The organism is Actinocorallia longicatena (genome assembly GCF_039534125.1).
Classification (GTDB): domain Bacteria; phylum Actinomycetota; class Actinomycetes; order Streptosporangiales; family Streptosporangiaceae; genus Actinocorallia; species Actinocorallia longicatena.
In genome coordinates, this window is record NZ_BAAAUV010000025.1 from 93021 (window position 1) to 104907 (window position 11887).

Annotated in this window: 9 protein-coding genes; all 9 read right to left on the bottom strand. The window is 71.7% G+C overall.

Annotated features, from left to right (window positions below; genetic code table 11):
* Nucleotides 1-79: 79 nt before the first annotated feature.
* Nucleotides 80-856: a cell division protein FtsQ/DivIB gene (locus tag ABD785_RS33355; RefSeq protein ID WP_344836374.1), complete on the bottom strand. Its 777-nt coding sequence runs from the start codon at nt 854-856 to the stop codon at nt 80-82.
* A gap of 78 nt (nt 857-934) precedes the next feature.
* Nucleotides 935-2365 carry a UDP-N-acetylmuramate--L-alanine ligase gene (gene murC, locus ABD785_RS33360; RefSeq protein ID WP_344836377.1) on the bottom strand — a complete coding sequence of 477 codons (1431 nt, stop codon included), beginning with the start codon at nt 2363-2365 and terminating at the stop codon, nt 935-937.
* An 8-nt stretch (nt 2366-2373) separates the two neighbouring features.
* Nucleotides 2374-3462 carry an undecaprenyldiphospho-muramoylpentapeptide beta-N-acetylglucosaminyltransferase gene (murG, locus tag ABD785_RS33365; protein WP_344836379.1) on the bottom strand — a complete coding sequence of 363 codons (1089 nt, stop codon included), beginning with the start codon at nt 3460-3462 and terminating at the stop codon, nt 2374-2376.
* Nucleotides 3463-3489: 27 nt separating this feature from the next.
* Nucleotides 3490-4749, bottom strand: a complete 1260-nt coding sequence (gene ftsW / locus ABD785_RS33370) for a putative lipid II flippase FtsW (protein ID WP_344836380.1) — start codon at nt 4747-4749, stop codon at nt 3490-3492.
* Nucleotides 4746-6089 carry a UDP-N-acetylmuramoyl-L-alanine--D-glutamate ligase gene (gene murD, locus ABD785_RS33375; RefSeq protein WP_344836395.1) on the bottom strand — a complete coding sequence of 448 codons (1344 nt, stop codon included), beginning with the start codon at nt 6087-6089 and terminating at the stop codon, nt 4746-4748. The genes ftsW and murD overlap by 4 nt, the downstream gene beginning before the upstream one ends.
* 26 nt (nt 6090-6115) lie before the next feature.
* Nucleotides 6116-7186, bottom strand: a complete 1071-nt coding sequence (gene mraY, locus ABD785_RS33380) for a phospho-N-acetylmuramoyl-pentapeptide-transferase (protein WP_344836383.1) — start codon at nt 7184-7186, stop codon at nt 6116-6118.
* Nucleotides 7183-8565, bottom strand: coding sequence for a UDP-N-acetylmuramoyl-tripeptide--D-alanyl-D-alanine ligase (locus tag ABD785_RS33385; RefSeq protein WP_344836385.1), 1383 nt, complete (start codon nt 8563-8565; stop codon nt 7183-7185). The genes mraY and ABD785_RS33385 overlap by 4 nt, the downstream gene beginning before the upstream one ends.
* Nucleotides 8562-10058: a UDP-N-acetylmuramoyl-L-alanyl-D-glutamate--2,6-diaminopimelate ligase gene (locus ABD785_RS33390; protein ID WP_344836388.1), complete on the bottom strand. Its 1497-nt coding sequence runs from the start codon at nt 10056-10058 to the stop codon at nt 8562-8564. Before ABD785_RS33390 ends, ABD785_RS33385 begins: the two co-directional genes overlap by 4 nt.
* 69 nt (nt 10059-10127) lie before the next feature.
* Complete coding sequence (locus ABD785_RS33395) at nt 10128-11828, bottom strand: peptidoglycan D,D-transpeptidase FtsI family protein (protein WP_486303552.1); 1701 nt, start codon at nt 11826-11828, stop codon at nt 10128-10130.
* Nucleotides 11829-11887: the final 59 nt, after the last annotated feature.

An 11887-nucleotide genomic window follows, 5' to 3' on the forward strand; every position in this document is an offset into this window, starting at 1 on the left:
CAGGGTCAACTAACAACGCCGCAACCGGATCGGCGTGTCGCAGTCACGTCGCGTTGCCCTGGTTCGCGAAAGTTGCAGGTCATCTGGTAGTGACGACCCCCGGCGCGGACACGTCGATGGAACGGGCCAGGCGCCCGGCCTTGGTCGCCAGGAGCGCGTCGAGCAGCTTCACCTTCTCCGGAGAGCGCTCCGCGGCCCCCCAGACGACACTGATCCCCCCGCCCAGCCGCAGGACGACGTTCTCGGGACTGAGGGCCTCGACGGTCACCAGCCGTGACGACAGCCGCTGCGGGAGGCCCGCCAGGACGCCGAGGGCCGCCTTCGTCGAGGGGTCTCCGGGACCCGCCTGGGCGACGAGGAGGAGCGGGAGGCCCGGCGCCCTCTTCTTCGAGGTGAGAACTGTCACACCGGAGGTGTCGAGGTGTGAGAACCCCGCCGTGCTCTGCACGACGGCCACCGGAACCCGTTCCCGAATCGTGATGACGACGGAGGTCGGCCAGCCGCGCCGCACCGTCACGTCCGCGACCTGGCGGATGGCCGCGACCCTCCGCTCGACCGCGCCGGTGTCGATCCGGGCGAGCGGGGTCCCGATGGTGATCCTCGCGGTGTCGGTCACCTGCCCGCGCCCGAGCAGGTGCGTGCCGTGCACCTCGACCTGGCGCACGACGAGGAGCTTGGAGCCGAGCACGGCCCAGGCGGCCGTGCCGAGGAGCCCGAGGATCAGCAGGATGACGAAGAGGACCTTCCACCGGTCGCGTCCGCGCTGGGATCCGGACCCTGACTTGGGCTCGGACTTGGGCTCGGGCGCGGCCTTCGCCGCCGCCGTGACGACCGGGGGTGTCTCAGTCTCCGCCATGCCCCGATCCTCCCCCCGCCCTCCCCGTTCGCCGCGCACGTCGGGCGGGCGTGTCGGGCGGGCGTGTCGGGCGGCGCGTCAGGCGAGCAGGTCCAGGATCCGGGGCCCGAGGGTCGTGACGTCGCCCGCGCCCGCGGTGATGACGATGTCCCCGGGGCGGGCCAGCCCTGCGACGCGCTCCGCGGCCGTGGCGAAGTCGGGGAGGTAGTGGACCTCGGGGCCCGCGGGGACGGCCGAGGAGATGAGCTCGCCGGTCACGCCGGGCTCGGGGTCCTCGCGGGCGCCGTAGACGTCCAGGACGATCGCGACGTCGGCTCCGGACAGCGCCTGGGCGAACTCGGCGGCGAAGAAGCGGGTGCGGCTGTAGAGGTGCGGCTGGAAGACCGCGACGATCCGCCGCCGGCCGGACTCCTCGAGATAGCCGCGGGTGGCGGCGAGGTCGGCGGTGAGCTCGGTCGGGTGGTGGGCGTAGCTGTCGAAGACCTCCACTCCCCCGGCCTCGCCCTTGAGCTCGAGGCGGCGGCGCGCGCCGCCGAACTTCCGCAGGCCCTCCGCGACGGCGGCTGCGGGCACGCCGAGGGCGATCCCGACGGCCACGACGGCGGCGGCGTTGAGCATGTTGTGCCGGCCGGGCACCGACAGCGCGACCTCGATCTCCGTTCCCCCGGCGGTGAGGGTGAAGGTCGAGCCGAGGCCCCTGGCGGCGAAGCCGGAGACGCGCACGGCGGCGTCCTCGGCCTCTCCGTAGGTGAGGATTCCCAGATCCTCGACGGACCCGGCGGACCCGGCGGACCCGGCGGAGTCCACGAGCTCCCTGACGACCGGGTCGTCGACGCCCGCCACGAGGGTGCCGCCCGGCTCGATCCGGCTGACGAACTTCGCGAAGTTCGACTTGACCTCGTCGAACCCGCTGTAGTTGTCGAGGTGGTCGGCCTCGATGTTGGTGACCACCGCGACGTGCGGGGCGTACATGAGGAAGGAGCCGTCGCTCTCGTCGGCCTCGGCCGCGAAGACGTCGCCCGTCCCCTCGTCGGCGCCGAGGCCGGTCGTGACGAGCTGCCCGCCGATGCAGTAGGACGGGTCGAGCCCGGCCTCCTGGAGGGCGACCGTCAGCATCGAGGTGGTCGTGGTCTTGCCGTGCGTCCCGGCGACGGCGACGGCGCGACGGCCGGCCATCAGCGCGGCGAGCGCCGCGGAGCGGTGCAGGATCCGCAGGCCCCGGGCGCGCGCCGCGGCGAGCTCGGGGTTGGACTCGCGGATCGCCGTGGAGACGACCACGGTGTCGGCGTCGCCGAGGTGGGCGGCGTCGTGCCCGACGTGGACCTTGGCGCCGAGCCCGGCGAGCTGGGCGAGCAGGTCGGAGTCCTTGGCGTCGCTTCCGGAGACCTCGATGCCCCGCTTGAGCATGATGCGGGCGATGCCGGACATGCCGGCGCCGCCGATCGCGATGAAATGCACCCTGCCCAGCTGGGCTGCGGGAACGACCTCGACGGGGCTGACCAGGCTCACGAAAACACTTACCTTCCGGCGCGGACGACTTCGAAGACCATACGGGCGAGGGCGACGTCGGCGTCGCGGCGTCCCATCCCCGCGGCCGCCTCCGACATGCGGGCCACCGAGTCGGCGTCGCGCAGGATCGGCAGCAGGTACTGGGAGATCCACTCGGGGGTGAGGGCGCCGTCGTCGACGAGCAGGCCGCCGCCGGCGTCCACGATGGGCCGGGCGTTGAGCGCCTGCTCGCCGTTGCCGATCGGCAGCGGCACGTAGACGGCGGGCAGCCCGACGGCGCTGAGCTCGGCGCAGGTCATGGCGCCCGCGCGGCACATCGCGATGTCGGCGGCGGCGTAGGCGAGGTCCATCCGGTCGCAGTAGGGGATGGTCACGTACTGCGGGTCTCCGGGACGGCCGGGCGCGGCCTCCTCGGTGTTCTTCCGGCCGACGATGTGCAGGACCTGGATCCCGGCGGCGCGGAAGGCGGGCGCGGCGGCGGTGGCGGCGCGGTTGATCGACCGGGCGCCCTGGGAGCCGCCGAAGACCAGCAGGGTCGGCAGGTCGGAGTCGAGGCCGAAGTAGCTGCGCGCCTTGTCGCCGATGGCGAGGCGGTCGAGCTGGGCGATCTGCTGGCGGATCGGGATGCCGACGAACTTGGCGTTCGGGAGCGGCGAGTCGTGGTGGGAGACCGCGACGTGCTGGGTGAAGCGCGCGCCGAGCCGGTTGGCGAGGCCGGGCTTGGGGTTGGCCTCGTGGACGATGATCGGCACATGCCGCTTGCGGGCGGCGAGGTAGCCGGGCGTGGCGACGTAGCCGCCGAAGCCGACGAGGATGTCGGCGCCCGACCGGTCGAGGACGGCCGCGGCGGCGTTGATCGCGCCGTTCAGCCGTCCGGGAACGGCCAGCAGCCGCGGGGTCAGGGTGCGGGGCAGCGGCACCGGCGGGATGAGCGCCAGCTCGTAGCCGCGCTGCGGGACCAGGGTGGTCTCCAGGCCCCGTTCCGTTCCCAGGCAGGTGACCTGCACGGAGGGGTCCAGGCGGCGCAGCGCGTCCGCGAGAGCGAGCGCCGGCTCGATGTGACCGGCGGTACCACCACCGGCTAGGACAACCCTCATTGCGCGCACACCTTTCGAAAGGGGGGTTCAGCGGGCTCGGCCGAGACCCAGCCAGCTTAGGGCCCGGGCCACCGGTCCGGGACCGCGTGCCGCGAGTGCCTGGCGGGCTCCGGGTTCGCGCTTGGCGAAAGCCAGGAGCATGCCCAGCCCGAGCAGGGTCGGGATGAGCGCGGATCCTCCGTAGGACACCAGCGGAAGCGGAATGCCGGTAATGGGTAGGACTTGGATGACGGCCCCGATGTTCACGATGGCTTGCACCACGATCCAGGCCGTGGTCCCGGCGGCGGCCAGGCGCATGAACGGGTCCCGGACGCGCCGGGCGATCCGCAGGCCCGCGTAGGCGAGCAGGCCGAACATCCCGAGGACCATCAGGGTGCCGATGAGGCCGAGCTCCTCACCGACGACCGCGAAGATGAAGTCGGTGTCGCCGTGCGGGAGGTACTGCCACTTGAAGCGGCCCTCGCCGAGGCCCGTCCCGAAGATGCCGCCGGAGCCGATCGCCTTGACGCCCTGGTTGCCCTGGTAGTTCCCGTTGAGCGGGTCGCCGGAGGGATCGAGGAAGCCGGTGAGGCGCTTGAACCGGTAGGGCTCGACCACGATGAGGATCGAGGTCAGCATCAGGATCAGGCCGGTCATGCCGAGCAGCAGGCGTCCGGGCGTGCCGACGATCCACAGCAGCGCCAGGAAGACCGTGAACAGCACCAGGGTGGTGCCCAGGTCGTTGCCGAGCATGACGAGCATGACCACGACCGCGGTGCCGGGCATCAGCGGGATCAGCAGCTGCTTCCAGTCGGTCAGCATCCGCAGCTTCTCCTTGCGGGCCAGCAGGTCCGCGCCCCACAGGACGAGACCGAGCTTGGCCGGCTCGGACGGCTGCAGCCGCAGCCCGCCGCCGAAGTCGATCCAGCGCGTCGCGCCGTTGACGTTGGTGCCGAGCCCCGGGACCAGCACCAGGACCAGCGCCAGAACCGACAGCAGCAGGATCGGGTAGGCCAGCACGCGGAACGCCTTCACCGGCAGCATCGCGGTGACGATCATCATCGGGATGCCGATCGCGACCCAGGTCGCCTGGCGGATCAGCAGGGTGAACGGGGACCCCGTCAGGTTCAGCTGGATCACGTACGACGCCGACAGCACCATCGTCAGCCCGAGCGCCAGCAGCAGCATCGAGCAGCCGAGGATCAGGTAGTACGAGGTCAGCGGGCGGTCGAGGAGGCTCAGCATCCCGGCGATCTGCGCACGGGGGCTGAAGCGCGTCTCCTCGGCCGCCTCTTCGGTGACGGTCACCGCTCGTCGGCGGTCAGGCGGCCCACGGCTGCGGCGAACGCGTCGCCGCGCGCGCCGTAGTTGCGGAACATGTCCATCGACGCCCCTGCGGGGGCGAGCAGCACGGTGTCACCCGGCTGTGCGAGCCGGGCCGCTTCGGTCACCACGAGGTCCATCGCACCAGTGTCAGTGGCGGCCACGTCGACCACCGGGACATTCGGCGCGTGTCGCGCGAGTGCTTCGGCGATCTGCGCCCGGTCGGCGCCGAGCAGGACGGCCGCGCGCAGCCGCGGGGCGGCGTCGCGGACGAGCGCGTCGATGTCGGCCCCCTTGAGCAGGCCGCCGGCGATCCACACGATGTTCTCGAAGGCCGCGAGGGAGGCGGCTGCGGCGTGCGGGTTGGTGGCCTTGGAGTCGTCGACGTAGGTGACCTCGCGGACCGTCGCGACGGTGGCGATCCGGTGGGGATCGGGCTGGAAGGCCTTCAGGCCGTCGCTGATCACCTCGGACGGCACCCCGAAGGCCCGGGCCAGGGCGGCGGCGGCGAGGGCGTTGGCGACGTTGTGAGGGGCGAACGGGACGATGTCCCGCAATTCCGCGATCTGGTCGGCCTCGCGGACGGGGTCCGCGGTGAGCGCCCGGTCGACCAGGAGGTCCTCCACGACGCCGAACTCGCCCGGGGCGGGCGTCAGCAGCGTGAAGCCGATGGCGTCCTCCCCCGCGAGCGCGACCGTCGCCGGGTCGTCGGCGTTGCAGATCCGGACGGTCCCCGCGCCGAAGATCTTCGCCTTCGCCTCACCGTAGGACTCCATGGACCCGTGCCAGTCGAGGTGGTCGGGCGCGAGGTTGAGGATCACCGCGGCGTGCGGGGCGAGGGTCGAGGACCAGTGGAGCTGGAAGCTCGACAGCTCCACCGCGAGGACGTCGTGGCCCTCCACGACGGCCTCGACCAGCGACTCCCCCACGTTCCCGACGGCGACGGCGTCGTATCCGGCCGTCCGGAGAATCGAGGTGAGCATCCGGACGACCGTCGTCTTGCCGTTGGTCCCGGTCAACGCCAGCCAGGGGGCGGCGCCGGGGCCGCGCAGCCGCCACGCCAGTTCCGCGTCGCCGATGACCTCCACGCCCATCGCCTCGGCGGCCAGCGGCAGCGGGGTCCCGGGCCGCCAGCCCGGCGTGATCACGACCAGGTCGGTGTCGGGCGGGAGCACGGCGCCCTCGCCCAGCAGCAGCTCCACGCCGAGGGCGCGCAGCTCGCCGGCGCCGTCGATCTCCGGCCGGGAGTCGACGCCGGTCACCCGGGCGCCCATCCCGACCAGGATCCGGGCGATGGGGAGGCCCGTCGTGGCCAGCCCCGCCATGACGATGTGCTTGCCCTTGACGTCCACTACTTCGGCACCCACTCCAGGTAGAACAGCCCGAGCCCGGCCGCGACGCACAGTCCGCAGATCAGCCAGAACCGGACCACGATCGTGGTCTCCGCCCACCCCGACAGCTCGAAGTGGTGCTGAAGGGGGGCCATCTTGAACAGGCGCTTGGGGGTGCCCATCCGGCTGGTGATCTTGAAGAAGCCGACCTGGAGGATGACCGACATCGTGATCAGGACGATCATGCCGCCGAGGATGGCGAGCAGGAACTGGGTCCGGGTGGTGATGGCCAGGCCGACCAGGACGCCGCCGAGGGCCAGCGAGCCGGTGTCGCCCATGAAGATCTTGGCGGGAGGGGCGTTCCACCACAGGAAGCCGAAGCAGGCGCCGAGCACCGAGGCGGCGACGACCGCGAGGTCGAGGGGGTCGCGGACCTCATAGCAGTGCTGCACGAGGGTGTCGGCGCAGCCCTGGCGGAACTGCCAGTTGCCGATGATCACATACGCGGCCAGGACCAGGCCGCAGGTTCCGGACGCGAGGCCGTCGAGGCCGTCGGTCAGGTTCACGCCGTTGGACACGCCCTGGATGAGGATCAGCGCCCACAGCACGAACAGGTACGGGCCGATCGGGGGCCCGAAGTCCCGCAGGAACGACAGGCTCGGCTCGGCCGGGGTGACCTCCATGTTGTTCGGGAACTGGAGGCACCCGACCGCGAAGATCACGCCGACGATGACGATGCCCGTCGCCTTGGCGCGGCTGCGCAGGCCGAGGCTGCGCTGCTTGAAGACCTTGATGTAGTCGTCGACGAAGCCGACGACGCCCAGGCCCGTCATGAGGAACAGCACGAGCCCCGCCGAGATGGTCGGGACCGTCCACGTGATCAGATGCGCGGCCCCGTACCCGAGCAGCGAGCCGATCACGATGACCGTCCCGCCCATGGTGGGCGTGCCGCGCTTGCTCTGGTGGGTGCTGACACCGTCCTCGCGGATCATCTGGCCGTAGCCCAGGCGGGTCACGAGCCGGATCCACACCGGGGTGCCGAGCAGACCGATGATCAGCGCCAGTCCACTGGCGATGATGACGTTGTTCACGCTTGCGGCTCCTCAACGAGTGCCCGGGCGACGCGCTCGAGGCCCGCGACGCGGGAGCCCTTGAGGAGGACCACGTCCTGCGTCCTCAGCCGTTCGCCCAGCACGGTCACCGCCGTACCGACGTCATCCACCTGCACGCACTCTCCGTTCCATGACCCCACCTGCTTCGCGCCCTCCAGTAGGGGCGCCGCGGCCCGCCCGACCGCGATCAGGCAGGCGACACCGCTCCGCGCGGCATGTTGTCCGATCTTCTCGTGTTCCGCAACGGAAGCGGCACCGAGTTCCGCCATGTGACCGAGCACGGCTACGGCGCGTCGCCCCTCCGACATGCGGGCGAGGACGTCCAGGGCGGCCCGCATCGACTCGGGATTCGCGTTGTAGGCGTCGTTGATCACCGTCAGGCCGTCGGGGCGCCGGGTGACCTCCATCCGCCACCGGCTGACCGGGACGGCCTCCGACAGCGCCGCCACGATCTCGTGCAGCGGCATCCCCGCCTCGCGGGCGGCGGCCGCGGCGGCCAGGGCGTTCAGGACGGCGTGCGCGCCGTGCAGGCGCAGCGACACCGGAAGCGTCCCCTCCGGTGTGACCAGGGAGAACCTGGCCCTGCCCTCCTCGTCGTACCACTCCTCCGCGGCCCTGACGGCGGCCTCGGGGCTGCGGCCGAACAGGACGATCCGCCCGGACGTGCGGGCGGCCATCGTGCGCACCAGCGGATCGTCGGCGTTGAGGACCGCCGTGCCCTCGAGCGTCAGCGCCTCGACGAGCTCGCCCTTGGCCTCGGCCACGACCGCCTGGCTGCCGAACTCCCCGAGGTGGGCGGTGCCGACGTTCAGCACGACCGCGATGTCCGGCGGCGAGATCCTGGTGAGATAGGCGATGTGACCGACGCCACGGGCGCCCATCTCCAGGACCAGGTGCCGGGTGGTGGCCTCGGCGCGCAGCGCGGTGAGCGGATGGCCGATCTCGTTGTTGAACGACCCGCGGGTCGCGACGGTCTCGCCGTGCCGCTCCAGGACCTGGGCGATGAGGTCCTTGGTCGAGGTCTTGCCGGAGGAGCCGGTGATCCCGATCACGGTCGTCTTCGGCAGCCGCTTCAGCACTCCCCTGGCCAGCTCCCCGAGGGCCGCCTGGACGTCGTCGACGACCACCACGGACAGCCCCGGCAGCGGCCGCTGCCCCAGCACGCCCGCGGCGCCCCGCTCCACCGCGCCCGGGGCGTGGTCGTGGCCGTCGGCCTTCTCCCCGGCGAACGCGGCGAACAGCGCCCCGGGGACCGCCTCCCGCGAGTCGATCACGACGGGTCCCGTGATCCGGGCGTCGGGCCCGTGCAGCATCCCGCCGGTGAGATCGGCGATCTCACTCAGGCTGATTTCGATCAAGACAGGTCCCGGATGGTCTGCGCGAGCTTCTCGCGGTCGTCGAAGGGGATGACCCTCCCCTGCACGTACTGGCCCTGCTCATGGCCCTTGCCGGCGACGACCAGGACGTCGCCCGGCACCGCGCGGGAGACGGCCTCGCGGATCGCCGCGGCCCGGTCCAGATGGACGATCACCTCGGCGCGCTCGGACTCGGGCACCTTGAGCACCCCGTCGATCATCGCGCCGACGATCGCGAGGCCGTCCTCGGAGCGCGGGTTGTCGTTGGTGAGCACCACCACGTCGGCCAGGCGGGCCGAGGCCTCGCCCATCAGCGGGCGCTTGCCCTTGTCCCGATCGCCGCCGCAGCCCACCACGATGATCAGCTTCCCACGGGTGACCGGCCGCAGCGTCGTGAGAATCGCCTCGACGGCCCCCGGCTTGTGCGCGTAGTCGACCAGCGCCACGAAGTCCTGGCCCTCGTCGATCTTCTCGAGCCGGCCGGGGACGCCCGGGGCCCCGGCGACGCCCGCCGCCGCCTTGTGCAGCGGGATCCCGGCCTCGACCAGGGTGACGATCACGCCGAGGGCATTGGCGACGTTGAACGGCCCGGGGATGGCGACCGAGGCGTCGGCCTCTATCCCGCCGGGGCCCACGACCCGGAAGACGCTGCCGTCGGCGCCCAGGCGCACGTCCTCGGCCCACCAGTCCGCGCCGCGGTCGCCCGCGGCGGAGAAGGTCGTGACGGGCACCTCGGCGACCTCCGTGAGCTGCCTGCCGTAGACGTCGTCGAGGTTGACCACGCCGATCCGGCTGTGCGCCGCGGTGAACAGCTTCGCCTTCGCCGCGAAATAGTCCTGCATCGTCGGGTGGTAGTCGAGGTGGTCCTGCGACAGGTTGGTGAACAGGGCGACGTCGAAGACCGCCCCGTCGACCCGGTGCTGGGAGAGCGCGTGGCTGGAGACCTCCATCGCCATCGCGCCGACGCCGCGTTCCACGGCCGTCGCGAAGATCGCGTGCAGGTCGGTCGCCTCGGGCGTGGTCAGCGCGGAGGGCAGCCGCTCCCCCGCCAGGCGCGTCTCGACCGTCCCGATCACCCCGGACGGCAGCCCCGCGCCCGCGAGACCCGCCTCCAGCAGGTAGGCGTTGGTGGTCTTGCCGCTGGTCCCGGTCACGCCGACGAGCAGCAGCCGCCGGGCGGGGTCGCCGTAGACGTAGGCGGCCGCCTCGCCCATCGCCGCCCGCACGTCCGGGACGAGCAGCACCGGCAGGCCGGTCGCCTCCGACAGTTCCCTGCCCCGCTCGTCGGTCAGGATCGCGGTCGCGCCGTCCCTGGCCGCCTGCCCCGCGAACGAGGCGCCGTGGAAGTTCGCTCCGGACAGCGCCACGTAGAGATCGCCCGGACGCACCTTGCGCGAGTCGTGGGTGATCCCGGTGACCTCGCCGAAGGCCGGCGGCAGGCCCATCCGCTCCGTGAGCCCCACCAGAGGCCGTGCGGGGTTACTCGTAGGACGCATCGTTGTACTTTCTCGAACCGACATCGCTGTGTGTGATGCCGCCGGAGGCGTCCGGGTTGGCTACCCGATTCAGTCGGCGGTCAACTTCAGGGGTGGCGCGGTGCCCCCCGTGGGCGGGACCTTCTGGGTCTGCAGGGCGAAGTTCATCAGTTCCCTGAAGACCGGCGCCGCCACGTCGCCACCGTAGTAGTCCTTCTGCGGGTTGTGCACGACAACCTGAACGACGACCTGCGGATCGTCGGCCGGGGCGAACCCGGCGAACATGCCCGTGTAGCCGTGGTAGCGGTGGAGCTTGTCGTCGTAGCGCTCCGCGGTCCCGGTCTTCCCCGCCACCCGGTAGCCGGGCAGCTTGGCGCTCTTGCCGGTGCCCTGGTTGACCACGGCCTCCAGCATCGAGGTGAGCCCGTGGGCGGTGGTCGGGCTGATCACCTGGCGGGCCGCGGGGGGCGCCGCCGGCTGGAACTTGCCCTGGCCGTCGTAGGTCCCGGCGATCACGGTCGGCGGGACGCGCATCCCGCCGTTGGCGATGGTCGCGTAGACGCTCGCCATCTGGAGCGACGACACGGAGATCGTCTGGCCGAAGGAGATCGGCCAGCGGTCGGTGCCGCTCCACTTGTCCGGCGGGTTGAGCAGCCCGGCGGTCTCGCCGGGAAGGTCGATACCGGTCTTCTCCCCGAAGCCGAACGCGCGCAGGAAGCCGTAGATGTCGTCCTGCGACAGCCGCTCGCTGGCCAGCATCGTCCCGGTGTTGCTGGACTCCGAGAGGATCCCCGAGAACGTCAGCCGCTGGGTCTTGTGCGGGTGGGAGTCGCAGAACTTCTCGGTGAACTTGTACAGGCAGTAGGGCACGGTGAAGACCGACTCCGGCGTGACGAGCCCCCGCTCCAGCAGGGCCGCCGCGGTGACGATCTTGCCGGTGCTGCCGGGTTCGAACGGCTCCTGGACCACCCGGTTCTTCAGGGCGTCGAGGGAGGCCCTGGAGTAGCGGTTGGGGTCGAAGGTCGGGGTGGAGGCCATCGCCAGGACCTGCCCGGTCGGCGTCATCACGACCGCGGTGCCCCAGTCGGCCTTGTCCTTCTTGACCTCGGCGGCGAGCAGCTCCTCGGCCTTCCACTGGATGTCCTGGTTGATCGTCAGCTGGATGCCCTGGCCCGCGACGGCCTTCTTGGTCTGCCCGTCGCCCATCGGGATGTGCTGGCCGTCGCGGCCGATCTCGACGAGCTGGTGGCCGTCGGCGCCCTTGAGGAGCTTGTTCTCCTGGTACTCCAGGCCGCTGCCGCCGTCGCCCGCCTGGTTGACGAAGCCGATGAGGTTGGAGGCCACCGCGTTGGCGGGGTAGACGCGCCGCGACTCGGGGACGGTGCCGATCCCCGCGTACTTGAATGACATGATCAGCTTGGCCTGCTCGGGCGCGACCCGGTGGGCCAGCTCGGCGTACATCGTGTTCGGGCGGGTCAGGTTCTTGAGGACGTCCGCGGGGTTCAGCCCGAGGACGCTCGCCAGCCGGGCGGCGATCTCGTCGCGCCTGGCCGCCACGATCCGCGTGGGGTCGGCGAAGATCCCGAAGGCGTCCTGGGTCATCGCGAGGGGCGCGCCGGTGGCGTCGATGATCATTCCGCGGCGGGCGGGCAGGTCGATGTCGCGCATCCGCATCTTGATCGCCGCCTCGGAGTACTCCTTGCCCTTGATGGCCTGGAGCTGCACGAGCCGTCCGGCGAACAGCGAGAGGATGAAGGCGATGATCAGCAGCCCGGCGTTGAGCCGCTTCATCGGGTCCGACAGCCGCAGCGCCGGGCGGCGCCGGGGCGGGGGGCGGCGGGGCGGGCGGG

Coding starts and splice junctions, on each gene's coding strand:
- ABD785_RS33390 (WP_344836388.1), bottom strand. CDS start 10,058: ATGCGTCCTACGAGTAACCCCGCACGGCCTCTGGTGGGGCTCACGGAG.
- ABD785_RS33355 (WP_344836374.1), bottom strand. CDS start 856: ATGGCGGAGACTGAGACACCCCCGGTCGTCACGGCGGCGGCGAAGGCC.
- murD (WP_344836395.1), bottom strand. CDS start 6,089: ATGGCGGGGCTGGCCACGACGGGCCTCCCCATCGCCCGGATCCTGGTC.
- murG (WP_344836379.1), bottom strand. CDS start 3,462: ATGAGGGTTGTCCTAGCCGGTGGTGGTACCGCCGGTCACATCGAGCCG.
- ABD785_RS33395 (WP_486303552.1), bottom strand. CDS start 11,828: ATGAAGCGGCTCAACGCCGGGCTGCTGATCATCGCCTTCATCCTCTCG.